General features: G+C 42.5%; 31 protein-coding genes and 1 other annotated feature. Of the genes, 2 read left to right on the top strand and 29 right to left on the bottom strand.

Features of this window, described 5'->3' with window-relative positions; genetic code table 11:
* Window positions 1-35 precede the first annotated feature (35 nt).
* Complete coding sequence (locus tag EDD68_RS02295; RefSeq protein WP_132370593.1) at window positions 36-1349, bottom strand: ArsB/NhaD family transporter; 1314 nt, start codon at window positions 1347-1349, stop codon at window positions 36-38.
* Window positions 1350-1482: 133 nt separating this feature from the next.
* Between EDD68_RS02295 and EDD68_RS02300 the strand changes: the two genes are divergently transcribed.
* The gene (locus EDD68_RS02300; RefSeq protein ID WP_243646723.1) at window positions 1483-1860 is read left to right on the top strand and encodes a TIGR04086 family membrane protein; all 378 of its coding nucleotides are present in this window, start codon (window positions 1483-1485) and stop codon (window positions 1858-1860) included.
* 56 nt (window positions 1861-1916) lie between these two features.
* Here EDD68_RS02300 and yajC read toward each other — a convergent pair whose 3' ends face one another.
* Genes yajC through ruvA form a run of 6 tightly spaced genes read right to left on the bottom strand, consistent with a single transcriptional unit; the run spans window position 1917 to window position 6247 of the window.
* Complete coding sequence (gene yajC / locus EDD68_RS02305) at window positions 1917-2180, bottom strand: preprotein translocase subunit YajC (RefSeq protein ID WP_132370595.1); 264 nt, start codon at window positions 2178-2180, stop codon at window positions 1917-1919.
* Window positions 2181-2198: 18 nt separating this feature from the next.
* Window positions 2199-3335: a tRNA guanosine(34) transglycosylase Tgt gene (gene tgt, locus EDD68_RS02310; RefSeq protein WP_132370596.1), complete on the bottom strand. Its 1137-nt coding sequence runs from the start codon at window positions 3333-3335 to the stop codon at window positions 2199-2201.
* Window positions 3336-3367: 32 nt separating this feature from the next.
* Entirely contained in the window at window positions 3368-4393 is a 1026-nt protein-coding gene (queA, locus tag EDD68_RS02315) for a tRNA preQ1(34) S-adenosylmethionine ribosyltransferase-isomerase QueA (protein WP_132370597.1), read from the bottom strand.
* Between the two features lie 22 nt (window positions 4394-4415).
* On the bottom strand, window positions 4416-4613 hold the full coding sequence (locus EDD68_RS02320) for a DUF2905 domain-containing protein (protein ID WP_132370671.1): 198 nt from the start codon (window positions 4611-4613) through the stop codon (window positions 4416-4418).
* Window positions 4613-5614, bottom strand: coding sequence for a Holliday junction branch migration DNA helicase RuvB (gene ruvB, locus EDD68_RS02325; RefSeq protein ID WP_132370598.1), 1002 nt, complete (start codon window positions 5612-5614; stop codon window positions 4613-4615). Before ruvB ends, EDD68_RS02320 begins: the two co-directional genes overlap by 1 nt.
* Before the next feature lie 18 nt (window positions 5615-5632).
* Window positions 5633-6247: a Holliday junction branch migration protein RuvA gene (gene ruvA, locus EDD68_RS02330; RefSeq protein ID WP_132370599.1), complete on the bottom strand. Its 615-nt coding sequence runs from the start codon at window positions 6245-6247 to the stop codon at window positions 5633-5635.
* 253 nt (window positions 6248-6500) lie between these two features.
* On the opposite strand from ruvA, the gene EDD68_RS02335 reads away from it, so the two are divergent.
* A complete protein-coding gene (locus tag EDD68_RS02335) occupies window positions 6501-7034 on the top strand; it encodes a GNAT family N-acetyltransferase (RefSeq protein ID WP_132370600.1) in 534 nt (177 codons plus the stop codon).
* Between the two features lie 165 nt (window positions 7035-7199).
* On the opposite strand, the gene EDD68_RS02340 is transcribed toward EDD68_RS02335, so the two are convergent.
* The 22 genes from EDD68_RS02340 to radC form a co-directional block, all read right to left on the bottom strand.
* Window positions 7200-7742, bottom strand: coding sequence for a BofC C-terminal domain-containing protein (locus EDD68_RS02340; protein ID WP_132370601.1), 543 nt, complete (start codon window positions 7740-7742; stop codon window positions 7200-7202).
* 146 nt (window positions 7743-7888) lie between these two features.
* Window positions 7889-8638, bottom strand: coding sequence for a YebC/PmpR family DNA-binding transcriptional regulator (locus EDD68_RS02345; RefSeq protein WP_132370602.1), 750 nt, complete (start codon window positions 8636-8638; stop codon window positions 7889-7891).
* Between the two features lie 254 nt (window positions 8639-8892).
* Window positions 8893-9390 (bottom strand): YhcN/YlaJ family sporulation lipoprotein, encoded by a 498-nt coding sequence (locus tag EDD68_RS02350; RefSeq protein ID WP_132370603.1) that lies wholly within the window; start codon window positions 9388-9390, stop codon window positions 8893-8895.
* Between the two features lie 63 nt (window positions 9391-9453).
* Window positions 9454-10200, bottom strand: coding sequence for an NAD(+) synthase (gene nadE / locus EDD68_RS02355; protein WP_132370604.1), 747 nt, complete (start codon window positions 10198-10200; stop codon window positions 9454-9456).
* A 33-nt stretch (window positions 10201-10233) separates the two neighbouring features.
* Window positions 10234-11145 carry a phosphotransferase gene (locus EDD68_RS02360; RefSeq protein ID WP_165902032.1) on the bottom strand — a complete coding sequence of 304 codons (912 nt, stop codon included), beginning with the start codon at window positions 11143-11145 and terminating at the stop codon, window positions 10234-10236.
* A 53-nt stretch (window positions 11146-11198) separates the two neighbouring features.
* On the bottom strand, window positions 11199-12278 hold the full coding sequence (gene safA / locus EDD68_RS15560; RefSeq protein WP_132370606.1) for a SafA/ExsA family spore coat assembly protein: 1080 nt from the start codon (window positions 12276-12278) through the stop codon (window positions 11199-11201).
* A 478-nt stretch (window positions 12279-12756) separates the two neighbouring features.
* The gene (pheA, locus tag EDD68_RS02370) at window positions 12757-13647 is read right to left on the bottom strand and encodes a prephenate dehydratase (RefSeq protein WP_132370607.1); all 891 of its coding nucleotides are present in this window, start codon (window positions 13645-13647) and stop codon (window positions 12757-12759) included.
* Between the two features lie 21 nt (window positions 13648-13668).
* Window positions 13669-14118 carry an ACT domain-containing protein gene (locus EDD68_RS02375; protein WP_132370672.1) on the bottom strand — a complete coding sequence of 150 codons (450 nt, stop codon included), beginning with the start codon at window positions 14116-14118 and terminating at the stop codon, window positions 13669-13671.
* A 25-nt stretch (window positions 14119-14143) separates the two neighbouring features.
* Complete coding sequence (gene obgE / locus EDD68_RS02380; protein WP_132370608.1) at window positions 14144-15424, bottom strand: GTPase ObgE; 1281 nt, start codon at window positions 15422-15424, stop codon at window positions 14144-14146.
* Window positions 15425-15430: 6 nt separating this feature from the next.
* Entirely contained in the window at window positions 15431-15952 is a 522-nt protein-coding gene (locus EDD68_RS02385) for a Spo0B domain-containing protein (protein ID WP_132370609.1), read from the bottom strand.
* Window positions 15953-16146: 194 nt separating this feature from the next.
* Complete coding sequence (gene rpmA / locus EDD68_RS02390) at window positions 16147-16437, bottom strand: 50S ribosomal protein L27 (protein WP_132370610.1); 291 nt, start codon at window positions 16435-16437, stop codon at window positions 16147-16149.
* 14 nt (window positions 16438-16451) lie between these two features.
* Window positions 16452-16784, bottom strand: a complete 333-nt coding sequence (locus EDD68_RS02395; protein WP_132370611.1) for a ribosomal-processing cysteine protease Prp — start codon at window positions 16782-16784, stop codon at window positions 16452-16454.
* 12 nt (window positions 16785-16796) lie between these two features.
* Window positions 16797-17105, bottom strand: coding sequence for a 50S ribosomal protein L21 (rplU, locus tag EDD68_RS02400; protein WP_132370612.1), 309 nt, complete (start codon window positions 17103-17105; stop codon window positions 16797-16799).
* Window positions 17106-17118: 13 nt separating this feature from the next.
* Window positions 17119-17196, bottom strand: a sequence feature (ribosomal protein L21 leader region).
* A 37-nt stretch (window positions 17197-17233) separates the two neighbouring features.
* A complete protein-coding gene (locus tag EDD68_RS02405) occupies window positions 17234-18664 on the bottom strand; it encodes an Rne/Rng family ribonuclease (protein ID WP_165902033.1) in 1431 nt (476 codons plus the stop codon).
* Between the two features lie 22 nt (window positions 18665-18686).
* Window positions 18687-19553 (bottom strand): site-2 protease family protein, encoded by an 867-nt coding sequence (locus tag EDD68_RS02410; protein WP_132370614.1) that lies wholly within the window; start codon window positions 19551-19553, stop codon window positions 18687-18689.
* Window positions 19540-20313, bottom strand: a complete 774-nt coding sequence (locus EDD68_RS02415) for a M23 family metallopeptidase (protein WP_165902034.1) — start codon at window positions 20311-20313, stop codon at window positions 19540-19542. The genes EDD68_RS02410 and EDD68_RS02415 overlap by 14 nt, the downstream gene beginning before the upstream one ends.
* Before the next feature lie 146 nt (window positions 20314-20459).
* Window positions 20460-21263, bottom strand: a complete 804-nt coding sequence (gene minD / locus EDD68_RS02420; RefSeq protein WP_132370616.1) for a septum site-determining protein MinD — start codon at window positions 21261-21263, stop codon at window positions 20460-20462.
* The gene (minC, locus tag EDD68_RS02425) at window positions 21256-21942 is read right to left on the bottom strand and encodes a septum site-determining protein MinC (protein ID WP_132370617.1); all 687 of its coding nucleotides are present in this window, start codon (window positions 21940-21942) and stop codon (window positions 21256-21258) included. Before minC ends, minD begins: the two co-directional genes overlap by 8 nt.
* A gap of 48 nt (window positions 21943-21990) precedes the next feature.
* Window positions 21991-22530, bottom strand: a complete 540-nt coding sequence (gene mreD / locus EDD68_RS02430) for a rod shape-determining protein MreD (RefSeq protein WP_132370618.1) — start codon at window positions 22528-22530, stop codon at window positions 21991-21993.
* On the bottom strand, window positions 22527-23402 hold the full coding sequence (gene mreC, locus EDD68_RS02435) for a rod shape-determining protein MreC (RefSeq protein ID WP_132370619.1): 876 nt from the start codon (window positions 23400-23402) through the stop codon (window positions 22527-22529). Before mreC ends, mreD begins: the two co-directional genes overlap by 4 nt.
* Window positions 23403-23416: 14 nt before the next feature.
* A complete protein-coding gene (locus EDD68_RS02440; RefSeq protein ID WP_132370620.1) occupies window positions 23417-24457 on the bottom strand; it encodes a rod shape-determining protein in 1041 nt (346 codons plus the stop codon).
* A 194-nt stretch (window positions 24458-24651) separates the two neighbouring features.
* On the bottom strand, window positions 24652-25323 hold the full coding sequence (radC, locus tag EDD68_RS02445; protein WP_132370673.1) for a RadC family protein: 672 nt from the start codon (window positions 25321-25323) through the stop codon (window positions 24652-24654).
* Window positions 25324-25330: the final 7 nt, after the last annotated feature.

A 25330-nucleotide genomic window follows, 5' to 3' on the forward strand; every position in this document is an offset into this window, starting at 1 on the left:
ACATCATATCAATGATGTAGTTTGTACATCTTTTCTTAAAAATATGCTCTGGTAAGGGAGCCGGAAAATGGGATCAAATACCTAAAAATAATGTAGATCGTTGAAATAAAAAGGGATAAAATGACGACTGAAAAACCATATTTTAAAAATTTCATGAATGAAATCCCCTCTCCTTTACTTGCGGCAATTCCAGCCACAACTACATTGGCGGAAGCACCGAGGAGTGTCCCGTTTCCCCCGAGGCATGCTCCGAGGGCCAGAGACCACCAGAGGGGATCTAAATTTAGCATCCCAAAATCTTGAAATTCTCGGATAACAGGTATCATGGCTGCTACAAAGGGAATGTTGTCCACAAGCCCGGAAGCAATTCCTGAAACCCATAAAATCATGATAGCTGTTTTCGGCAAGTCTCCTTCTGTCAGCCATATGATTCCCTTTGCAATCTCATCAATGACTCCCGTTGTTTCCAGCCCTCCGACAAGAATAAATAGCCCCATAAAGAAGAATAATGTCAGCCATTCCACTTCTCGAAAAATTTCTTCCGTATCCAGATCCTTATCTGAAAGGAGAAGCAAAAGAAGTGCCCCGGAGACAGCAATGGTGGTCAAATCCACATGCAGAACCGGATGAAGCAGAAATCCAGTGATGGTCAGACACAAAATCGTCATGGACTTATATAAGAGCGGGGTTTTTTTTAAGTTATACCCTTCGCTTAAGTTTTCCCAGTTGATATCCATGCGGTTTGCTGACTGAAACCTGGACCGGAACAGGAACAGCATCAGAGCAAGATTCACTGCAAATATTAAGATGACAACGGGTCCTAAATGGATGATAAACGATAGAAATGTAAAATGTTCAACGGCCTGGCCAATCATAATATTTGGAGGGTCGCCAATTAGCGTAGCTGTCCCTCCAATATTGCAACTAAATATAACACCGAGTAAATATGGAAAAGCCGGAAGAGAGAGCATTCTGGTTATATTCAGGAGAACAGGAACAAACAGCAGTACAGATGTGACATTATCTAACAGGGCAGAACTGACAGCAGTCAAGCAGGAAATCGTAATGAACAGGCGGACAGGTTCGCCCCTTACATTTTCCGCCATCTTGAAGGCTATATACTCAAAAAAGCCTGTCCGCTGTGTAATGGAAACAAGCAGCATCATGGAAAACAATAATGTGATGGTATGCCAGTCAATAAACGAATAAAAAGCATCATTCCAGTCGTAAATTCCCGTGATGAGCATCAGCACACCACCTGTCAGGGCAACCAGCGCACGATTGACTTTTTCCAGCATAATGAACAGGTAGCTGATCAAAAATATGAAAATGGATAGTAGCGCCTCCATCATTTCTTCTCCTTTTGTCCACTTATTACTACCCACTATATTCAGGAACAGCCCCAAAATATTTTGATTCTATTTTTATTTTTCCTGAATATAATGAGGTAAAAATTGGACAAACAAGGAGGAGAAATAAGTGGTGGGTAATAAAGTGACAGCTCTTCTGTATGGATGGGTAACGATTTTTGTACTAATGATTGCCACAAGCCTGATTATGGCACTTCTGATGAGATTTACCACAATGGACGAGAGCACGCTGAACTGGCTGACCGGCGGACTGGCCATTCTGTATCTATTTTTCGGAGGATTTTTTTCAGGGGCAAAAGGAAAAGAAAAAGGATGGATGCTCGGGGCTTTAACAGGAATCGGATACAGCTTATTTGTCTTTCTCTATCAGTTCCTGGCTTTTGATCAATTATTTACTACAAACCAGTGGATGTATCATGGACTGTTTCTTCTTTCAGCCATAATAGGAGGCATTTTAGGTGTTAACCTGTTCGGAAAACAACAGGCATAAAGACTAAACCCCCTGGCTACTGTTAAGAGCGAGGGGGGATGTATGCATGATCTAGATTATGAATCACTTACAACTTCACGCACCGCAGAACGGTCGTATGTAAGTTTGGTACCATCCTCAACACGAAGAACGACTTTATTTTCATCCAGAGCATGGACTTCAGCGTGAAGACCTCCAATGGTGATGATTTTATCACCCTTCTGCAAATTGTTTTGCATCTCCTGAACCTGTTTTTGCCTTTTTTGCTGAGGGCGAATCAGAATAAAGTAAAAAATCACAAAAAACAAAATAATCGGTGATAATTGTATCAGCAAATCCATTCGATGAACCCCCTTTCTCTAAAAGTTCTTAGCATCTGGCTTATTAAAACCATATTGTTCAAAAAATTGTTCGCGAAAGTCCAGCAGACGGTTTTCCCGAATCGCCTCCCGAACTTGCTCCATTAATTTTACCAGAAAATAAAGATTATGATAAGTTGTAAGTCGCATTCCGAAAATTTCATTGGCTTTGATGAGGTGGCGGATGTAAGCCCTTGAGTAATTTCTGCACACGTAGCAGTCACAATGTTCATCAAGTGGCCTGAAATCCCGGGCATATTTCGCATTACGGACGACGAGGCGTCCGGTTGATGTCATGCACGTTCCGTTGCGGGCAATTCTGGTCGGAAGCACACAGTCAAACATATCGATTCCTCGAATGGCTCCGTCAATTAAGGAGTCCGGGGAACCTACGCCCATTAAATAGCGGGGCTTATTTTTCGGCAATAATGGAGTGGTGAATTCCAGCACTTTATTCATCACATCTTTCGGCTCACCGACCGATAGTCCACCAACAGCATATCCCGGGAAATCAAGGGATACTAAATCCCTGGCACTCTGCTGTCTTAAATCCTCATATTCTCCACCCTGTATGATTCCAAAAAGACCCTGATCCTCAGGTCTTCTATGGGCTTTTAAACATCGCTCAGCCCAGCGGCTTGTCCGTTCAACCGACTGTTTCATGTAATCATATTCAGCCGGATACGGCGGACACTCATCAAAGGCCATGATTATATCTGCTCCGAGGGAGTTTTGAATCTGTATGGACTTTTCTGGTGATAAAAATAATTTTTCCCCGCTTAAATGATTGCGGAAATGCACACCTTCCTCCTGAATCTCCCTCATATCACTTAAACTGAAAACTTGAAATCCTCCTGAATCTGTTAATATAGCTCCATTCCAGTTCATAAAAGAATGAAGACCGCCCGCTTCCTCCACAATATCTTCTCCGGGACGAAGCCAGAGATGATACGTGTTGGACAATAGGATTCGGGCTCCGATTTCATTCAGTTCCTCAGGACTCATCGTCTTAACCGTCGCAAGGGTACCTACCGGCATAAATACCGGTGTATCAATAGAACCGTGAGGAGTATGCAGGCGTCCCAAACGGGCACCTGTTTGACTGTCTTCTTTCAATAGTTCAAATATAATTGCCATGTTTCTGACCCTTTCTATGTCTTCTCCAACGTTTATAAAATCAGCATTGCATCTCCAAAACTAAAAAAACGATACTCTTGTTTTACGGCTTCTCTATAAGCCTTTAAAATAAAATCTCTTCCTGCCAGTGCACTGACCAGCATGATCAATGTAGACTTCGGAAGATGGAAGTTTGTAAGTAAACCGTCGATTCCTTGAAATTCATAAGGAGGATAAATAAAAATATCCGTCCAGCCGCTGTCTTCCTGGAAATGTCCATGTTTTTGAACAATGGTTTCCAGGGTTCGGGTCGAGGTCGTTCCAACAGCAATAATACGCCCACCGTTCGTTCGCACGCGATTTATTAAACTGGCGGTTTCCTGATTCATCCGATAAAATTCCGCATGCATATCATGTTCTTCAATATTTTCCACATTTACCGGCCGGAAGGTTCCGAGTCCAACGTGGAGGGTAATGTATGCAAGATGAACACCCATCTGCTGGATTTCTTTTAATAATTCGGCCGTGAAGTGAAGACCGGCAGTAGGTGCAGCCGCAGAACCTTCCTCCCTGGCATAAACCGTCTGGTACCGATCCTGATCATCCAGCTGTGTTTTAATATACGGCGGCAGGGGCATTTCCCCCAGTTCATTTAAAATTTCAAGAAATATACCTTTGTAGTGAAACGATAATACTCTCCCGCCATGCTCTAACTCTCTGACGCACTCTGCTGTAAGCAGGCCCTCGCCAAATTCGATGATCGTCCCTTTTTTCACCCGCTTAGCCGGCTTTACAAGAACCTCCCAATGATCTTTTTCCCGTTGATGAAGGAGAAGTACTTCTATTTTTGCACCTGTATCTTTTTTTATACCGAATAGCCTTGCTGGCAAAACCTTTGTATCATTTAATACGAGGCAATCTCCTGGTCTCAGGTAATGCTTAATCTGTGTAAAGGATGTATGCCGGATCTCATGATTATCCCTTGTCAAGACCATAAGTCTTGATGAACTCCGATCTTTTAACGGTTGCTGTGCGATCAGCTGTTCCGGCAGTTCAAAATCAAAATCTGCTATATTCATCCTACATTTCTGCTCCTTTTCTTTATCTAAATCGGCTGATGAAATAAAAAATCAGGGAAAGCACAATGCTGATAACGATCGACGTCATAATGGGAAAATAAAACGTAACATTTCCTTTTTTAAATACAAAGTCACCCGGGAGTTTGCCGATCAAACTCCAGACTAGTCCAATTACGATAAAAACAATCCCTAAAAGGATAAACAGCTTGCCGAACTCCATCAAGATTCCGGAACCTCCCGATTAAAATGCTGATAGGCCGGAGGGGTCACCACGCGTCCCCTGGGGGTCCGCTGAATATAACCGATTTGCAACAAAAAAGGCTCGTAAACATCCTCAATGGTCTGCGGCTCTTCCCCGATGGTAGCGGCAATCGTATCCAGCCCAACCGGCCCCCCATTGAACTTATCGATAATACCAAGGATATATTTATGATCAACATGATCCAGTCCCTGCTGATCAACCTGTAGCATCTCTAATGCCTTACGTGTCGTTTTCAGGGAGATCACCCTTTCCCCATGCACCTGAGCAATATCTCTTACCCGTTTAAACAGACGGTTGGCTATTCTTGGAGTTCCTCTGGACCTCCGGGCAATTTCCATGGCAGCATCCTCAGAAATATCCACCTCAAAAATGGCTGCTGTACGCTTGACTATGGAGCACAGGGCATCTGAATCGTAAAAATCAAGCCTGCTTAACACCCCAAAACGATCCCTCAGGGGAGCCGACAGAAGACCGGCTCTGGTCGTTGCACCTACCAGGGTAAACGGGGGAAGGTCAAGCCTTACCGAACGGGCACTGGAGCCTGATCCAATGACGATGTCCAGGAAAAAATCTTCCATCGCTGGATAAAGAACCTCCTCAACTGAACGGGGAAGGCGGTGAATTTCATCGATAAACAGAACATCCCCTGGTTCCAGTGAAGATAAAATCGCTGCAAGATCTCCAGCCCGCTCAATTGCTGGACCGGATGTCGCCCGGAACTGTACGCCCATTTCGTTGGCAATTATAGCGGCAAGAGTCGTTTTGCCGAGACCCGGCGGCCCATATAATAATACATGGTCTAAAGGCTCTTCGCGCATTCTGGCTGCTTCAATAAAGATAGCTAAATTTTCTTTGGCTTTATTCTGACCAATATATTCATTCAGTGATGAGGGGCGCAAACCTGTTTCAATTGTAATATCCTCTTCCTGCATTTCTCCAGAAACCATGCGTTCTTCCATCATTTCTTCCCCTCTTTTCTATTTAGAATTCATCATAAAAGACAACCCTTTTCGGACATAGTCATCTACTGACTGAGCCTCCAGTTTCCGCAGTTCTGGCATGATCTTCTGAACTTCGCGCTGTGTATAGCCGAGAGCCATCAGAGCTTCGAGTGCTTGATCCATCATCTGTTCCTTTTGTTCATATTGTGCGGCATGGCCTTTGCCTGTTACCTGGGTGCCTTCATCCAGCCAGTTCGAAACCTTCCCTTTTAAATCTAATATCATTTGTCTTGCGGTTTTTTTGCCGACACCCGGAAAACGGGTCAAGTATTTTTCATCTTCACGTTCAATGGCCGCGGCAATTTCCTGTACCCCGGATGCAGAAAGAATATTTAGTGCTCCCTTTGGGCCAATTCCAGATACATTCAGGAGTTTCGCAAACAGTTCTTTTTCTTCGCGGCTTTTGAAGCCATACAGAACCTGAGCATCCTCCCGGACATAGTGATATGTATATATTCGCACATGCTGGTTCATTTGTTGTTGAAACTGATAAGGATTGGCACAAACAATTTCATAGCCAACTCCCTGTACCGATACGAGCACGCTTTCATCTTCTATTCTTACAATTTTCCCCTCAATAAATGCAATCATTTCCGGCTTCCTTCCTGAATGAGTAACTATATGTCATCCTTTATCATTTTAACATATTCTCCATCATCATTTTCAATTATATCACGCCCTATCCCTCCTTTTTTCGCATACTTCTGGCCAATCCTTTGCTGGTGCGGGAAAAGACAAATCGGTGTTGCTGACAGATGGATTGATTCTTTAGATGATTTTGTCATGAAACATTTTCCGATGGGACTCGTAAACCATTAGTAAGTATTGGATGGGAGGAGAAATGATGATTTTAGGGAAGTCTGTCTATTTAAGACCTATCGAGAAGGAAGATATGAAAAGCTATCATCAGGCCATACATAATGAGGATATTCGATTTTTGACAGGCACCAGGAACACCATTACTCTGGAACAGGCCTATGAATATTATGAACGAATCACCAGTGATGAAACCAGACATGATTTTGCTATTTGTTTGAAAGATCAACATACCATAATTGGAGACTTAACTATTCTTGATATTGATAACATAAACCGTAAAGGGGGATTCCGAATAGCCATCCATCACCCGGATTACTTTAATAAAGGTTACGGGACGGAAGCGGTTCGTCTGGCCTTGAAATATTCTTTTGAGGATCTGTCTCTTAACCGGCTGCAATTGGAAGTATATTCCCATAATCCACGTGGAATTCGGGCGTATGAAAAAGCCGGATTTAAACAGGAAGGTGTTATTAGAGAATCTCTTTTCCTTAACGGACGATATTTTGACGAAATAATCATGGGGATCTTGAGAAAGGAATATGAGCAGCTATATCAATAAGAAGCTGCCATCTTTTTCTTTTTGCATCATCAAACCATCGGGGTAAGAGGCCGGGGCACTCATTCATGTGGTGATTGAATATCGTTCGGATATTTCATAACCTTTAGTGGTTTTGTCCCAGCCTCATTTCATGACCTTTTCAGTTATGCTCAAGCTTTGACATTTTTATTGTCTGTGAACCTCTTTTGATGGAGCAAATTCTTTATAGGTCTGGATTACCTTTTTAAATTCTCCCTTAGATCTGACTTTTATACCTTCACGGAGCTGTTTATAGTGAAAACTTTCCAATTTGCCTACATCAACCTGAAAAAAAGACTGAATGGCTTCCTCTTTCTCCGGTTTTCCTTTAAAAATTGTCAATATATTATCTTCATCCAGACCAAAATATCCATACTCTCTCACAATCGGAGAAAGTTCATCCATGTTTTTCAATAACACCATTCGTTCCTCAGATTGATCGATCACCTTCCAGTCATCATACATAGACCAGAAATCCCTCATAGACCAGATGGTTTCCTGTTTAATTTTCTGCTCTTCAAACCCATCTATATATTTTTTCTTCAGCACCACTTCAACTGTTACAGGTTCCCGCTCCCATGGCTTTTTATCACTGCTATCATGTTCCTGGTTTTCTGCAAATACGTTGAATCCTGTAAGTGAGGCCATGGTAATCAAGGCTATAAGAAACATGGAAGACCGATTTTTCATATGTGATCACCTTCCATTTGTCATGATTTCCTCCTGATCATTCATTCGTATTCTTGACCAACTATAAAGACTTCTCTATATGATGTCCATTAAAATGAAAACCCTCTATTTCCAGTTTTCCCGGAAATAGAAGGTTTTATCCATTTTTATAGATTGCTCATGACTTCTTCATCGGCTTCCATGTTGTGATAGATATCCTGAACGTCATCATTGTCTTCCAGCATGTCAATCAGTTTCATCATTTTTTGGACATCTTCTTCTGAAATCTGTGAATATGTCTGTGGGATCATGGTAATCTCAGCAGTCTGGAAGGTATAGCCGCTCTTCTCCAGTGCATTCTTTACCTGCTCAAAAACTTCCGGCTCGGTAAATATCTCGTAGCTGTCATCTTCGGTCTCCATTTCTTCTGCTCCTGCTTCAATCACTTCCAGCATCAGTTCATCCTCATCCACGTCATGTTCATTGCGGTCGATGACTAGATATCCTTTGCGGTCAAACATATATGATACACAACCGCCTTCTCCAAGGTTTCCGCCATTTTTTGAAAAAGCATGGCGAACCTCCGAAGCTGTCCGGTTTTTGTTATCCGTAAGAGCTTTCACCATTACGGCAACGCCGCCAGGTCCATATCCTTCGTAGGTGATTTCATGATAGTCAATTTGTTCCAGATTTCCGGTAGCTTTCTTAATTGCACGTTCTATATTATCATTTGGCATATTGTTGGATTTTGCTTTGTCAATGGCTAATCGGAGTGTCGGGTTCGTATCCGGATCCCCGCCGCCCTGTTTGGCAGCAACATAAATTTCCTTTGCCAGCTTCATGAAAATTTTTCCCCGTTTGGCATCCTGTGCATTTTTTCTTCTTTTGATGTTATGCCACTTTGAATGACCAGCCATAAGGATTCTCCTCTCTTTCACCCATCTGAAATAAGAAAAAACTCCTTTTTCAATATATCACAATCCCCGGGGACAAAAAAGTACCGAGAGCATAACTGGCATTATGTCTGTGACCAATAGCAGGGCTGCGAAAAGGAAAACCTGCCTTTGGAGATAAGAGGAGTTAGATTTCTACACATCCTTTCCCCGATAACAAAAGATTGATTCTGCGACGTTCAAAGAGAGCGCCTGATCCCTTTTTAATCTCAAAACATTTACCGTGCACCCTGTCTGGCGTTTAAGCTTTTTAAACGATTAAAATAGATTTGATCCGTATAAACCACGACCTCTTTTTGCTTGATATCATCCCGTTCTGTCATATCTTCCACTACCTGCCGTACAATGGAAGCCGTATCCGTATCTGTTTCATAATTTTGTATGTCCAGTGCAACCATTATTTTATCCTCTGTTACGACAGTCTGTGCACCGTTTACCCCGGGGACGGTTTCAACTCTGCTCCGGATAATTTCAGCAAGTGCAGCTAAATCTTTATCACCGTAAGATGTTGCATTCAGGTTGTTTCCATCAAATAAGCGATCATTTAAGTCTTCAAGATCCGGCGTATCTTCCCCGGTAGTATTCTCTGGCTGTTCTTTCTGATATTCTAACGGCTGGGTGATATCAGGCTCTTTTTGCTGATCCAGGGAAGTATCCAGGCATCCTGATAATAATATCCCCATCACACCTGTCCATAGCATAAAGGATTTTTTCAAGGAAAAACACCTCCTTTTTACTTAGTTTGAAAAAAGGAGGTGTTTTTCATTCGGTACTTTTTATCATTGATGAAAATCAGGAGGGGCAATAGCCAGCTGCCGTTTATGTTCTGTACGCTTATGCATTTGTTCGATGATCGCTCGGTCCCGGTCCGGTATGGATTCACCCCTCAAGTAACGATCAATCATATCATAGGTCGTACCCATTTCATTTTCATCGGTCTGACCCTCCCAGAGACCAGCACTTGGTGCTTTTTCAATAATGACATCTGGAACGCCGAGTTCTTTTGCCAGTTTACGAACCTCTCCTTTTGTGTAGTGCACCAGAGGCACTAAATCCACTCCACCATCACCGTACTTCGTAAAGTAACCGGTGTACCATTCTGCCGCATTATCTGTGCCGACTACTAAATATTTGTAATTTGCAGCAACGGTGTAAAGCGTGCTCATCCTGAGCCTTGCCCGCAAATTCGCATCACCCAGACGTTCCTGTTCCCCGTTCCATTCACCTTTTTGCTTCAACTTTTTCTTGATTGTCTCAAACAACACCTGATGGGCTTCCGTCAAATCCACTTTGATACTGTCTATTCCTGAATGCTCCACAACTAACCGGGCATGTTCTTCATCTTTTGGATGACTTTTGCAGGGCATAATGACGCCCAGTGAACGTTCCGGCATGGCCCTTTTAATCAGATGGGCAACTACAGCTGAGTCTATTCCTCCACTGATACCTACCAATAACCCATTTGTCCCTGATTGCTGAACCTGCTGTTTTAACCACTCTGTCAGTTTCTCCACGTGTTCGTTCATCACTCGTATTCCCCTTTTATACATAATATATTATCATATCACAGTCATAAGTTCTTTCACAAACCTTTCCCGCTTTGCCCAGTCTGTTTGCATTTGGTTTAGCATGTGTTCGACCCGCCGGGAAGCCGGCTTCCGATTCAAGAAAAAAATCCATTCCCTCAGTAAATCCCCGGGGAAGAGCAGTCCCCGCTGAAAATAGGGTGATTTCATATATTGACGCATGGTGAATGATTCATTCAGGCTATGGAAGCTCCACTGGCTGGCATATAGAAATCGCTGGGCCAGCTGCAGCCACTCCAGAACATAGGGTGCCTGATGCATGAGGTCAAGATCAATGACATAAATGTCATCTCCCTGACGGATAAAATTGTGAGATGCGCAATCCCCATGAATCCAATGTCCATTGTTTTTTGACCGATCTTCAATTACATCCCAGTTTACTTGTTCCATCTGCCGAAAAGCATGAACACATAACTGCTTTATCCTGCTGTACAGCGGATAATGGCCGTATTGGAAAAAAATTTCTCTTGTTTTCAGAAACTTTGCCAGTCTCTTTTCCATTCTGGTTAAGTAAGATGGCCGATTGACTTGCTGTGATACCTTCATCCCTTCTGTCACATCATGCAATTGATGAAGAGCAGAAACAGCAGCAAGCCTGTCCCGGGAGGAAGAAAATGTAAGTGATTCTCCTTCTATAAAAGGCATTAAACACCACCATTTCCCTTCGTTCTCAAGAACTTTGTCTCCGGAGGGGAATGGGACAAAAGGGGCTGTCAAAAAACCTTTCTGAGCATTCAGGACACTGGTTATTTCCCAGAGAAACCGAACTTTTTTCTTGTTACCATAGGATTTGACAATCCATTTTTTGGACGGTGTTGATATGTTATACACATTTGGTTTTATTCTCTCCAGATCCTGAACAGATAATCGGCCCTTTCTTACCAAAAAATAATAGAGACGATCCAGTGATGAATCGTCCCTTATACTCCTTCTCCTGTTCACTCTTTATCCCGGCCCTTATTCCAAGGCGCATTCCACTGATCGCTTTCAGAATAACCCTGGTGCGTTTTTTTATTAAGGCCATCATACCTCCTTGGCATGCCCCCTCCATCACTTCCATATGCGCCCGGCATATAGGGGATACCCTGCCAGCCAGTTGTGCCTGTATGTCCTGGTATTCCATAAGGGGCAGTCGGACTATATGCTCCCGGTGTTCCATACGTACCGCCATAGTAAACGGGAGGAGATGATTGAGGATAAGTATAGCCTACTGGCTGCCCTCCCGGTCCATATCCCTGGCTGCCAGCATCAGGAAATGATCCATAGGACTGCATGCCCATGGGTGCAGGTTTAGAATAGGGAGTCCACTCCTGTCCTCCTGGATATGGTCCCGGTACATCAAAATCTGACGATTCATCGAAAGGCGATTCATACTGGCTGTTTCCATGCATGGATCCCTGTTCATAATCATACATGTATGGAGACATCGGTGCCTGGTGGTATGATGTCATCTGGGGATAGGCTGCTGGCTGATAAGCGTGATGAAAGCTATGGTGCATATGAGGATAATATCCCAATTGCGGTTGCTGGTAAGACATACACGGCTGATGCCACGAATAAGATGGCATTGGAATCTGAAACTGAGGCGGAGGCATCATTGGCTTTTCCTTTGATTCTTCATGGGATTCCACTGATTCTTCCATATCAGGCATAGGAAATGGTGGCATTTGGGGTAGTTCATGTTCAGCTGGCATTTCCGGTTTTTTTTCGAATGGTTTCATCGTCTTTTCTTTCAAAGGTTCTTCTTTGCCGTCATCTTCTTTCATAACAGGAATTGGTTTTGGTGAAACATCTTTATAGGGATGTTCAGCGGGATATTTTGTCTTTTCCGTTCTCACCTCTTGCTTTGCTTTTTTAACCGGTTTTGATTCAGAAGGAATTTTTATTTTCATGCCCTGAACAATTTTTTCCGGATCGGATAAATGAGTGTTTAACTTTTTCAGTGCATCATATTCTACATTGTACTTTTTTGCAATTTTCCAGAGGGTGTCGCCCTTTTGTACAATATGAATTTTCACCAAAAATACTCCTTTCTATTTCAAAGTATTACAATTCATATCAATAACAAGATATGCAAAGAATTTTAAATGTTGAGGCATTCGTCTATATTTTTTCAAACAAATTCAGTAGAAAGATGAGGGGCCAACCTGTCTGGACGCAACAAAAGTCCATGTGCACTGCTTTATAAGGCATCATGAAGAAACGAGTCAAACAGGCCTAAATTCCTTCTTGAATGAAGATTGATCTGTTATAGAGAAGAAAATCCTTCCCAGACATATAAAGGCATTCTAGGACACAAAACATGGTATCAGATTATCAGATAAAGTGTCCAATTTAATTGATGTGAAAGGAGGATAGAAGAGAAAAACTTGCACAATATGTCCTTCATCCAGGCAATGCAAAAGACTTCACTTTCTTTTTCAGATAAGGAAATACCCATTTGCCAATCAAAAAAACCCCCCTCCCAGTATCAAAAACTGGAAGGGGTAAGCTGGTTTAAGATTTATGATCGCAAATGTTTTTTATGATCTCCTCACTCAGCAAAAATGATGGATACGTACCAAGCACTTTCATACTGCATCCAAGAGCCTCAAGTTCGGCCTGAACTCCTGGAAACAGCACCTGATCATACGTCTGGTCCACATCAATGATAAAAAAATAATTCCCAAGACCGGTTTTCATAGGTCTAGATTCGATTTTTGACAGGTTCATCTTTCTCCAGGAAAAAGCGGATAACACCTGGTGGAGAGCTCCAGCATAATCCCTCGGGAGGGTTACCATAATGGTTGTTTTATAATTTTGCGGCTGGAAGTCTTGCATGGGCAATCGCTTTTTTTCCTTTTGAATCACCGCAAAACGGGTATGGTTATTCGGATAATCATGGATTTCTTGCTTAAAAATCTTAAGGCCATACTCCCCTGCGGCCAGTTCATTACCAATAGCGGCTATGTTTCCGCCTTTTTCACTGATCAATTGTGCGGCCTGCCCCGTAGATGAGGTGTAGGATATCCTTGAATCCTTCATATTTTTATGGATAAATTGATGACACTGTGCGATCGCATGGCTGTGTGAATAGATGATGTCAATGTCGCCTAAATCACCATCAAAGTCGGGATGAACAAGCAAATGCTGCTTTATGGGAACGATAATTTCCCCTATAATGGGCAGACTGACCTGATGAATTAAGTAATCGATCGTTAAGTGCACGGTCCCTTCAATTGCATTCTCTAACGGCACAACTCCCGCATCCACTTCTCCGTTTTCAACGGCATCCATGCATTCCGGTATGGTTTCATAACTTCTGGATTCATAGTCTTTAAAAAATCCGTCCACTGCCATTTTGGTAAATGTTCCTTTTGGTCCTAGATAGCCTACTTGATATGACATCCTTTGAAATCCTCCTGCCTTTTAAGCACCTGAGCTTAATATATCTACATGATCCACAAAATCCAGCCGTTTGAACTCCTGTATGAGCTCCTCAATATTTTTAGTCATCTTTGCCGTATTTAATGACAATGTGACGTTCGCTTTACCCTGTAGGGGAATGGTCTGGTGGATGGTCAGTACATTACATCCTGCTTCGGCTACCGTCGACAGCAGCCTGGATAACGTTCCTGTACGATCTTCCAGGTGGAAAAACAATGTAATAATCTTTTCTTTTACAATAGCCTGAAAAGGAAAAACCGTATCTTTATACTTGTAAAACGCACTGCGGCTTAAATCGACACGCTGAACAGCTTCAAACACGGTAGAGACTTTTCCCCTTTCCAGCAGTTCTTTCGCTTCAAGGGTTTTTTTCATCGACTCAGGAAGCACATCACTTCTCACTAAATAAAATGTTTCTGCTTCTTTAGCCATCTCAAGCCCCCATTCCTTCCTCCAATTATTCAACAAATTCAAATTCATATTCTAGAAGACGGACAGTGTCTCCATCCTTCGCGCCTTTTTTTCTCAAAGCATCGTCTACCCCCATTTTTCTGAGCTTCCTGGAAAAACGCTGAATCGATTCATCACGGGAAAAATCAGTCATTTTAAACAGTTTCTCGATTCTATCTCCAGAAAGCACAAAGGCGCCATCGGGGTCCCGGGAGATTTGAAACGGTTCTTCTTCCTTTTCAAATTTATATACTACCCGGTCTTCGTTTTCTGGCTCATACAGGTTTTCCTTTGGAATCCGCTCCAGCAGATCAGCTAGCGCAAAAAGCCACTCTTTAAGGCCCTGTCTTGTAATGGCGGATATCGGGAAAACTTGAATATCGTCACTTAACTTCTTCCGAAATACGTTTAAATGTTCTTCAGCTTCAGGCATATCCATTTTGTTTGCGACGACCATTTGCGGGCGTTCCGAAAGGCGTTCATCATATTCTTTTAGCTCTTTGTTAATCGTGAGATAATCTTCAAATGGGTCACGGCCTTCCATGCCGGACATATCGATGACATGGACAATGACCCTCGTTCGTTCCACGTGGCGCAAAAATTGATGTCCAAGGCCTACCCCTTCGTGAGCCCCCTCAATTAACCCGGGAAGATCAGCCATGACAAAGCTCCGATGATCCTCTGTTTCTACCACACCAAGATTAGGGACAAGAGTGGTAAAGTGGTAGTCTGCGATTTTAGGTTTCGCGGCTGTTACAACCGATAACAGGGTTGATTTTCCAACACTTGGAAAGCCCACAAGGCCAACATCGGCAAGAAGCTTAAGCTCCAGCTGAATATACCGTTCCTGACCTGGTTCACCGTTTTCTGCGATCTCCGGCGCACGGTTTCGCGAAGTAGCAAACCGGATATTCCCCCGGCCGCCTCTTCCGCCTTTAGCTATAACAGCCTGTTGCCTATGCTCAATTAAATCGGCAATCACTTCTCCAGTATCCGCATCCTTTACCGTCGTACCCGGCGGCACTTTGACAATAAGAGGATCGGCGTTTTTGCCATGCTGCCCTTTGCTCATGCCGTTTTCACCCCTGGAAGCTTTAAAATGTTTCTGGTATCTGAAGTCCATTAACGTATTTAAACCTTCATCAACCTCAAATACGACATCTCCGCCATTTCCACCGTCTCCGCCGGCCGGTCCTCCTTTAGGAACATATTTTTCCCTGCGGAAGGCCACCATGCCATTTCCTCCGTCTCCTGCTTTAACATATACCTGTACCTGATCCACGAACATTTGCTATCACCTCAATTGATATTCAAGGATGAACCCAAAGTTTTCTTCGTCTATTTCAGCCTGTTGTATATAAGGTCTGGCCGATAATTCCTTTTTTAATTGATCTGGATGTTGAATGGAACCATGAAAAGCAAATGAAAGTCTGATCATTTCATCCTCCTGTTCAATCTGTAATTTTCCATGATACATATGGTTCTTGAAAATATAATCCCCAATAAGCGAAAAAATTTCCCGGCAGGAAGAAAACAGGGTTAGGTCCATATTGCTGATTTCCCCGATATCAGCTGTTTCGTAACGGATGCGAAACTGGGGATAGTTTCTGTCCACGCTCATCAGCCACAGGGTAAAATACGGGCAATGGAGGTCAAATAACTTCCGCTCTTCATGATACCTCTCAATCATATTTTGTACCTTTTTACCCGTTTTTTCCGTCTTTCCCATGGAAAGATACCCATGAACCAGCTGCAGCTCATTAAGCAAATCATGACGGTAGTGACGTATGATCTCGAGAACATCATCTGCCTTCATTCCAGAACCGCTCCCTTTATACACATAGTAAGAAAATTATAGCAAATAATGTGGATTTTCAAAAATGTGACCGCAACCTGTTTTCTGTATGTATAACTCAAAAGGAACATACACCTTTCCTGCATACAATATGTACAAAAAGAACTCTGACCCTTTGGGATCAGAGTTCCTCATGAACGTTATTTCGAATGCATTTATGCTTCTTTTTGGACGGGATAAACACTCACTTTTTTTCGGTTGCGTCCGTAACGTTCAAACTTTACGACGCCATCAATTTTGGCATAAAGGGTATCGTCTCCTCCACGTCCAACGTTTACCCCTGGATAAATCTTCGTACCACGCTGACGGTAAAGAATGGATCCGCCGGTTACGAACTGACCATCAGCTCGCTTGGCTCCAAGACGTTTAGCCTCAGAGTCACGTCCGTTTTTGGTACTACCTACTCCCTTTTTCTGTGCAAAAAACTGCAAATCCAGACGTAGCATATTCGGGCACCTCCTTATTTGTCATGTATAGCTATATGCTCACCGTAATCCGATTCAATGGTTTGCAAAGAAACAAGCATTCCCTTTAGCAAAATTTGAGCGATTTGAAATACTTCCTGATCCAGGTTCAGCGGAAGTTCCATTCTCAAATATCCGCCATTTTTCCCCTGATCCACCCGGGGTTCGATTTCACACAGTTTCATCACTGCATTGATTGCTCCAAAGGATATAGCCGATACAGCAGCACAGACTAAATCATATCCTTTTGGTCCACTATCTGCATGGCCTTTGAGTTCGAAAGCCGTAATATCGTTCTGGTGATTTCGTTCAATATGAACATGTATCATGTGCATAATTCCTTATGCATGAATTTTTTCAATGACAACTTTTGTGTAAGGTTGACGATGGCCCTGCTTACGCTTATAGTTTTTCTTAGGCTTGTATTTGAAAACCGTAATTTTTTTCTGGCGCCCCTGTTTCTCTACTTTCGCAGAAACAGATGCTCCTTCCACATATGGGGAACCAACTTTAAATTGATCTCCGCCTACAGCCAGAACCTTATCAAAGGTTACGGTTTCACCAGCCTCAGCATCCAGCTTTTCAATGTAGATTTCCTGACCTTCTTCAACCTTCACTTGTTTTCCGCCAGTTTCAATAATTGCGTACATTTTCTGCACCTCCTCTTGTACTCAGACTCGCCATACAGGTACTCATTCAAACATGAGATTTTAAACCTGTTCTGAGCGGTTGTAGCACATGGTGCTACGATATAACATTCAAATGGTATCACAGGCTATCAAAGTTTGTCAACATTTGAATAATGCTTTTTTAGCCACAATTCATCACCTGTATATTTTAACGCATAAGGCTTTTCAAGCAAATCATTTTTTTGCACATATACATGGAAATTCAATAGCCCGGTCAATCTGTTCATATCGATCAAATTTAAAAATACCTCATAGCAATCTGGATGAATTTCGATCATGACGGCATCCTGATCGTTATGTCTGTACTGGATCAACTCCCTTTCAAGCTGATAAGCATAAGTTTCGAATGACCATGTCAGCGGTTCATCCTGATTACTGAGAAAAAGGGAGTATGCATCCAGTCCTTCCCTTTTGCGGGACATTTCCAGTATACCCAGTCTGGTAAAGCCATGAACCTCCGCAAATACGATATCCTGCTGGCACAACTGTTTCATCTGTTTCAGCAGATGATTTCTGTGTCCTTCTTTCTCCATATCGATAAAATCTATCAAAATAATGCCTGAGATGTTGCGGAGACGAAGCTGTTTCATGATCTCCTCTGCAGCTTCAAGGTTTACGGACAAGATGGTTTCATCCCTGTTCATGTTACCCGCAAAAGAGGCTGTGTTCACATCGATGATCGTAAAGGCACGTGTTTTTTCAAAAATGATCTCTGCTCCAGAGGACAGTCGTATGTTTTTTCTTGTCATCTGTGCAATAATCTGACTTATCGAATGGGGCAGGAGTTGTTCAAAGCGATCTTCCCACTTCACCCGCGCGTTCAAATCAGGGAAGTTTTTCTTGATATATTGGGCTGTGTTAATATCATCGACAATGATTTTATCGGCTGCTTCGCCCATTTTTCGGAGAAACCGATCGGGAATCTCCCAGTTTTCAAACACACAGGAAGGGACTTTTGTGGATGTCCGTTTCTTCTCAATCGCTTTCCACATAAGTTTCAGGTGGAGAAATTCTTGTTTTAGTTCATCATTTGAAGCTGAGCGGGCCGAAGTGCGTACAATCGCTCCTTCCCCATCTTCACACCAGCTCTTTACGGTTTTTCGCAAATGGGATTGATCCCGATCAGAAATTTTTTTCGATACCCCGACATACCCCCCATAGGGCATATAGATGATTCGCCTTCCGGGGAGGGTGACATTGGCGGTTAACCGAGCTCCCTTTTCTTCATAGGGCTCCTTCACAACCTGTACCCACAAAGTTTGACCCTCATGGACCTTTTGTTCGATACGTCCCCTTTTCCCGGGAATTTCTTGATTTGGAAGAAAACCATGCTTTTTTTCTCCATAATCAACAAAGGCAGCCTGAAGGGATTTGTCCATGTTTCGAACCCTCGCAAGGTAAATATTCCCTACAAGATTATTTTGCTGGGGCCGCTCCACAGTTATATATTCCAGCTGATTTTCGTCATATAGCAAAGCTGCTTTCTCAGAAGTAAGGGTCTGGATATACGCCGTTTTCATCACGATCGCTCCAATTCGATTTTCAGATCTTTTTGGCAAGCTGTTCCAATCGCAAAAATGGTTTCTGGTCAGTAAATATAGCATGCAGACAATCCGTTTCTTCAAGAGCAACAAAGGATTTCCGCTCTACGTCCACCGGGATATGGATGGTATGGTAACGTCCTTTATAAAAACCCTTTGCTGCTTCTGAAACGGTTGTATAAGGAGAAACAACGAGTGATTTCTGTTGCTTGAACAGGTTATTGTTTTGCAATCTTGCCAATAAATGTCTTAAATATACAAAATGTTTTCTTTTCCATTCTAGACGAATTTCATAAAGAAGAAAACAGGCTAAAAGGATGGTGTGGAGCGTGGACCAATGATATATAACCGTCACAAGGACCAGGCCAATAACCATCCAGAATGAAAAAATCATTACGTGATCATAAGCTTTTTTAAATGGGACGTAGGTTGAGACAAACAGAAACAGCAGTTTTCCCCCATCAAGAGGCCAGACAGGCAGTAAATTAAACAAGAGCAAATATGTATTATACATAAATGCATATTCCAGGATATGGCCAGGCAGCACGTTCCAGATACTTAGCAAATGGATGGCCAGATACACCCATAGATGCTGAACAGGCCCCATCAGAAGGACTAAATATTCTTCAAGACTGGGTCTAGTATAGTACTCATCTGTTTCCATCACACCGCCAAAGGGCCAGAGCATGACTTTTTTTATCCGCCACCGAAAAAAAAAGGCCATGGTCAGATGGCCGAATTCATGGATCAACACAATGGTCAGGATGATGAGCAGTTCAGCAAAGGAACCGGTTAAATAACCGATCAACAGCATAGCCCACAACAACGGATGGATATGAAATCGATCAGGCAGATCACGAACCTTCATCAACTTTCATCACCTTTACTGGATTGATATACTCGTCCCCTTTTTGAATAGCAAAAAACAAAGAAGCTTCCTTTCCTTCACCTGGAGAAATGGTGCCAATCGATTCCTGTTTGTCTATAAACTCATATAAGTAAACATCGATATGATCCAAATTTCCATAAATGGTATTTGTCCCATCCGTATGTTGAATAATCACGGTATTTCCCAGGTCTTTTTTCTTACCGGCAAAAATCACCGTTCCCTCGTTCATTGCTGTCACACTTGCCTCCTCTTCCGATGTGATCGTCAGGCCTTCGCCGCTATTAGAAAAGGATTCAGAAATCATACCATGAACTGGAAGACTATTTTCATCATCAGATCCATTTTCATCACTGTTTTTTTTATTCACCATAGAAAAAGGAGCACCAAAGTGATCCCGATACCAGGTTTGCACGGTTGCAAACGGGAATTCTCGGGTTAATGCCGTCTTTAAATATTGTTTGGGTTGATCCAGTCGTTCAGATTCAACCTGAAAAATAATGGCAACAGAAAAAAACAAAATGGCAGCCAGAAGCGTCTTAAATAATATCGACATCATCCACACATTATGGGAATTCGAAGATGATTGATCACTTACAAAGGGATAAAAGCCGTGTTTCTCTTCTTCATTTAGGGAGTAGGTTGAGTTTGCGGATGGAGGGTCTGAAACATTTTTATTCTTTTTGGCTTTTTTTCGTAGAGCAATGTTTTTCCTGATCTGCTGGATATCTCTGTTCTTCAATTTTCTCATCCCCCTGCACATCATTTGTACAAGTCTATTCGATGGGATGATCAAATATGACAGCCAGGAAAAACAGAGGAGTCACAAGTATTTCTGCAAAAAAAAGAACTGTCCTGCAACTGACAGTTCAATCAAACAAGCAGTCATCATTTGCTGCTGATTCCAAAAAACTTTTTCACCTTTGCAAATACACCTTTGTTCTCCTCCAGCGCCATTAATGGCACCTGTTCCCCCAGAATTCTCCGTGCGATATTACGGTAGGAAATGGACGCTTTTGTATCAGGCTGAAATGCAACAGGCTCTCCATGGTGAGAGGCTTTAATCACCTCTTCGTCATCGGCTATAATTCCAAGGAGATCAATGGAGAGAGTCGTGACAATATCATCGACATCCAGCATATCTCCTGTTTTCATCATATGATTTCGGATTCGGTTGATAATCAAGACGGGAGGATGACTTAAATCCTCTTTTTCGAGTAAACCGATGATCCGATCTGCATCCCTTACACTCGATTTTTCGGGAGTAGTCACAACAATTGCCCGATCTGCACCAGCAACCGCATTTTGATAGCCCAGTTCGATCCCTGCCGGTGAATCGATGAGTATGAAGTCATAATCGGGTTTTAGTTCCTTAATGATGGTTTTCATTCCTTCAGGCGTTACTTCGGTTTTGTCACTAGTCTGGGCTGCCGGAAGAAAATGAAGGCAATCAAACCGTTTATCCCGGATCAGTGCCTGGTTGAGTATACAGCGACCTTTTATCACATCCACAAGATCATAAATAATACGGTTTTCCAGCCCCATAACCACATCAAGATTCCTGAGTCCGATGTCGGTATCGACGAGACATACTTTTTTTCCCATTAAAGCAAGAGCTGTTCCTATATTAGCGGTTGTCGTCGTTTTTCCTACCCCGCCTTTACCTGAAGTAATTACAATTGCCTCACCCATTCGCCATTCTCCTTTCCGCAATCGATAAATATGAGCGAATCTTTGCCAATACCTGTAAGCGGTCAATGACAATTTGCTCCTGATCCTGATCTATGTAAGCGCATTCCATGTGAACGCCCTCTGTTTCATAATCCGGTGAACGGCTGATTAGATCCGCAATTCTCAGCTGACTTGGTTTCATATAAGAAGCTGCAATAATAGCTTCCCGATCCCCGTTCGCACCTGCATGAGCTATCCCTTTTAATTGTCCCATCACATAAATGTTTCCGGTAGCCGAAATTTTTCCGCCGGGGTTCACATCACCGATCAACAGAAGGTCCCCTCTGACATCAACAACCTGACCGGAGCGAACAATTTTTGAAACAGGAGTTATTTCGGAGTCTTTCTTCCACTCCATTGCTTCCTGCTTTGTAATGACATTTGAGACAATGTCATGGACAACAAAGTTTTTCTTGCCCCGAATCATTTCCCGAATCTGATTTTCCTGCTCTCTTGTTAAATACCGATTTCCGGCCTGTACATTTACCCGGATCAGCTGCTGGTCTTTTTCCATGAGAGAGGATGAAAGTTTGTGATTCAAGTCTTTAATGACCTGGTCAAAAGAACATGAGTCATCTATAAAAAATGTCAAGCCATCTTTTGTTCCTTTGATGGTTACGGCATGTTTGTTTTTATTCACAAAGGTTCACCTCAATAGTACAAATTCGATACAGCATACAAAAATCCTTTAAACGGTTTTGCGATGCGACATAAGTTCCTCTGACCATTTCCACATTCTTCTGTAAAACAAGGGATACAAAACAGCCATCGTAATCATATTTGCCAGAACGGTGGGAAGAAGCCGGGTCATGCCGTATTCCACAGGAGCCATACTAGTAATCTGGATGACAGCATACATCATGTAAATCAGCGTATCGCTTAACGACACCCCAAAAAGAGTTAAAATAAAGGTGACAAAAAAGTTCGCATGCAAAACTCTTTTAAATTTGTGAACGAAATAAGCCACAGCCCCATATGTAAACATATACACCCCGATTAAATCGGTATAAAGCAAATCGGTCAAAAATCCAAAAACAATGGCATAATATATTGATTGATAGGTTTGATCATAATCATAAAAAATGGCCATAAGAATAAGAAACGACATAACAAAATAAGGAATGATATAGATTTCGGAACCATTCAGCTTCCGGGGGACCAATTCAGGAAAAATACCCTCAAGTACCAGAAAAAGCAGCAAGAAAAGGGGAAGAATAATGCGCTTCATGATTCCTCCTCCATTTCTTCCTCATCTAAGGCAGGGGAAAACTCTTCCCGGTCGATGACCATAACATGATTAAGATTGCTTAAGTCTGCAGCAGGCTTCACGTAAGCAATCCTCGTTAGTCCAAACGAATCGGTTTCGACAGACTCAACTGTCCCGATTACAAGTCCCGACGGAAAAACACCGCCCATTCCTGAACTGACGACAAGCTGTCCTTCTGTAATCTCTGATTCTTCCAAAATGCTCTGGAATAATAACATTTTCTTTTCTTCATCATATCCTTCAATCAACCCAAACACGTTTTCCTGGTCGGATATGACTGCTGAAATTTTATTATTTCGGTCAAATCCGCTTAACAATTGGACTCTAGAAGTAAATGGGGTGGTGGACTGAATTTTCCCAATCATTCCATCAGCAGTAATCACCGCCATATTCGCTTGAATCCCATGTTGAGATCCCTTATTAATAGTCACCTGCCTGAACCAGGCCTCCCTTGTCCTCGCAATGACTTCCGCGTGAATGGTCCGGTAATCCCTCAAGGATTTTTCTTTATCGATAATCGCTCTCAGTTCTTCATTTTCCTTCTCGAGGGCCTGCACTTCATAGAGTAAATTTTTATATTCAGACAGTCTAGACTTTAATAATTCATTCTGTTCATACGTATTTTTTAAATCATGCAAATGGTTAAAAAAGTTTTCAATCATACTTACAGGGGCATGGAAGATGGACTGAATCCATCCGGCAGTATCCAGAATGAGCTGTTCAGGCAACGTTTTATTTTCACGTTCCCGGATGGAAAAGCCGATTAAAGCTACAAGAAAAACCATGCTGATCAGAATTAAAATCAGTTTTCTGCGCTTGAAAAATGAGGTCATAAACGACACCTACTTTATTCAATGGTAGGACGGGATGCAACGTTTGGACTTGAGCGGAAATGATGGATATATTCTAATGATTTTCCAGTTCCAACCGCTACTGAATCTAACGGATCTTCAGCAACAAAAACTGGCATCTGTGTTTCATCGCTAATGACACGGTCTAACTCCTTCAAAAGTGCGCCTCCTCCTGTCAGCACAATGCCCCGTTCCATTAAATCAGCAGACAATTCCGGTGGAGTTTTTTCCAGTGTCACTTTCACCGCATTCACAATTGAATCAACCGTATCTTTCAGGGCAATCGCGATTTCTTCATTGCTGACGGAAATGGTTTTCGGCAGTCCGCTGACAAGATCACGGCCGCGAATATCCATTGTTTCTTTTACTTCGGGTTTTCTCGCTGTGCCGATTTCTTTTTTGACAACCTCAGCTGTAAAATCACCGATCATTAAATTGTATTCTTTGCGAATATACTGAATGATAGCATTGTCCATTTCATCTCCGGCAATACGGATCGATTTGCTCGTTACAATCCCTCCGAGGGAAATAACGGCGACTTCTGTTGTACCTCCGCCTATATCTATAATCATACTACCAGTAGGTTCCCAGACTGGCAATCCTGCACCAATTGCAGCAGCAAATGGCTCGGGAATGGGATAGGCTTCCTTTGCGCCTGCCTGTTTGGTGGCATCGATTACCGCCCTTTCCTCTACCATCGTAATGCCTGAGGGAACGCAAACCATAACATTAGGTTTTCTCGCAAAAGCTGATCTTCTCTTTAAAGCTTTTTTAATGTAATACTTCATCATCATAGCTGTTGTATCATAGTCCGCAATGACTCCATCCTTCATGGGACGGATTACTGAAATATTTCCGGGTGTACGTCCAATCATCAGCTTTGCCTGATTTCCAACTGCCTCTACTTCCCCGGTTTCTTTATTTTTTGCCACAACAGACGGCTCTCTCAATACGACTCCTTTCCCTCTGAGATACACAAGGGTGTTTGCCGTGCCAAGGTCTATTCCTAAATCCTGTGAAAATCCGAATTTTGCCACATTGATCTTCCTTTCTTCCGTCTAACTGTCCTTAGTATAATGTCTATTCGTTTAGCGTTCCCTATAATATCGAGTGTTATTGCCAAAAACAAAAATAACAATAAGCGCCATCAGTGTGTGATTGACACTTTTTATGGCGCTTTATACGTCTTTCTATCTTATTATACGAAAAAAAATTTCAAATAGATAGTGTTTTATAAATACCCTTTTTCTTTTAACGACACAAATTTCCGGTCTCCTATGACTAAATGGTCCAAAAGTTCGATACCTAACATTTTTCCGGACTCAGCCAGACGTTTTGTGACATGAATATCTTCCTGGGATGGAGTGGGATCTCCGGAAGGGTGATTATGGGCACAAATAATGGAGGCAGCTGAACGTTTGACTGCTTCTTTAAAAACTTCCCGGGGATGTACAATCGAAGCATTTAGACTTCCAATAAATATGGTTTGCTTATGGATGACCTGATTTTTTGTATTTAAAAACAAAACAACAAAATGCTCCTGTTTTAAATCCCTCATTTCTTCCATGACAAAATCAGCCCCATCTTCCGGACTGCGGATCACAGAGCTGTCCTTTGATTTCAGCGCATGCATTCTGCGCCCTAACTCAATGGATGCAATAATGTTAACTGCTTTTACTACACCTATGCCTTTAATAGCTGTTAATTCTTCTACCGATGCGTCTTTTAGCAGCGACAGGCCTTCAAAGTGCATCAGGAGCCTCTGGGCTAAAAGCACCACCGACTCATGTTTCGTCCCGCTTCCTAAAATAATGGACAGCAATTCCTGGTTGGACAGGGCTCTGGGTCCTAATTTCAACAATCTCTCCCTCGGACGTTCTTCTTTTGGCACATCACGAATCATAACCGTT

Origin of the sequence: Melghiribacillus thermohalophilus (assembly GCF_004342905.1) — a bacterium.
Classification (GTDB): Bacteria; Bacillota; Bacilli; order Bacillales; family Alkalibacillaceae; genus Melghiribacillus; species Melghiribacillus thermohalophilus.

Coding starts and splice junctions, on each gene's coding strand:
- queA (WP_132370597.1), bottom strand. CDS start 4,393: ATGAATATAGCAGATTTTGATTTTGAACTGCCGGAACAGCTGATCGCA.
- EDD68_RS02335 (WP_132370600.1), top strand. CDS start 6,501: ATGATTTTAGGGAAGTCTGTCTATTTAAGACCTATCGAGAAGGAAGAT.
- mreD (WP_132370618.1), bottom strand. CDS start 22,530: ATGAAGCGCATTATTCTTCCCCTTTTCTTGCTGCTTTTTCTGGTACTT.
- obgE (WP_132370608.1), bottom strand. CDS start 15,424: ATGTTCGTGGATCAGGTACAGGTATATGTTAAAGCAGGAGACGGAGGA.
- radC (WP_132370673.1), bottom strand. CDS start 25,323: ATGATTCGTGATGTGCCAAAAGAAGAACGTCCGAGGGAGAGATTGTTG.
- EDD68_RS02295 (WP_132370593.1), bottom strand. CDS start 1,349: ATGGAGGCGCTACTATCCATTTTCATATTTTTGATCAGCTACCTGTTC.
- ruvA (WP_132370599.1), bottom strand. CDS start 6,247: ATGATTGCATTTATTGAGGGGAAAATTGTAAGAATAGAAGATGAAAGC.
- minD (WP_132370616.1), bottom strand. CDS start 21,263: ATGGGTGAGGCAATTGTAATTACTTCAGGTAAAGGCGGGGTAGGAAAA.
- tgt (WP_132370596.1), bottom strand. CDS start 3,335: ATGGCAATTATATTTGAACTATTGAAAGAAGACAGTCAAACAGGTGCC.
- EDD68_RS02405 (WP_165902033.1), bottom strand. CDS start 18,664: ATGAAAACGGCGTATATCCAGACCCTTACTTCTGAGAAAGCAGCTTTG.
- nadE (WP_132370604.1), bottom strand. CDS start 10,200: ATGAACGAACACGTGGAGAAACTGACAGAGTGGTTAAAACAGCAGGTT.
- ruvB (WP_132370598.1), bottom strand. CDS start 5,614: ATGGAAGAACGCATGGTTTCTGGAGAAATGCAGGAAGAGGATATTACA.
- rpmA (WP_132370610.1), bottom strand. CDS start 16,437: ATGCTACGTCTGGATTTGCAGTTTTTTGCACAGAAAAAGGGAGTAGGT.
- rplU (WP_132370612.1), bottom strand. CDS start 17,105: ATGTACGCAATTATTGAAACTGGCGGAAAACAAGTGAAGGTTGAAGAA.
- mreC (WP_132370619.1), bottom strand. CDS start 23,402: ATGACCTCATTTTTCAAGCGCAGAAAACTGATTTTAATTCTGATCAGC.
- EDD68_RS02345 (WP_132370602.1), bottom strand. CDS start 8,638: ATGGCTGGTCATTCAAAGTGGCATAACATCAAAAGAAGAAAAAATGCA.
- EDD68_RS02385 (WP_132370609.1), bottom strand. CDS start 15,952: ATGAAGGCAGATGATGTTCTCGAGATCATACGTCACTACCGTCATGAT.
- EDD68_RS02320 (WP_132370671.1), bottom strand. CDS start 4,613: ATGGAGTTCGGCAAGCTGTTTATCCTTTTAGGGATTGTTTTTATCGTA.
- EDD68_RS02340 (WP_132370601.1), bottom strand. CDS start 7,742: ATGAAAAATCGGTCTTCCATGTTTCTTATAGCCTTGATTACCATGGCC.
- EDD68_RS02395 (WP_132370611.1), bottom strand. CDS start 16,784: ATGATACATGTTCATATTGAACGAAATCACCAGAACGATATTACGGCT.
- pheA (WP_132370607.1), bottom strand. CDS start 13,647: ATGTCATATCAAGTAGGCTATCTAGGACCAAAAGGAACATTTACCAAA.
- EDD68_RS02410 (WP_132370614.1), bottom strand. CDS start 19,553: ATGAAGGTTCGTGATCTGCCTGATCGATTTCATATCCATCCGTTGTTG.
- EDD68_RS02375 (WP_132370672.1), bottom strand. CDS start 14,118: ATGGCTAAAGAAGCAGAAACATTTTATTTAGTGAGAAGTGATGTGCTT.
- yajC (WP_132370595.1), bottom strand. CDS start 2,180: ATGGATTTGCTGATACAATTATCACCGATTATTTTGTTTTTTGTGATT.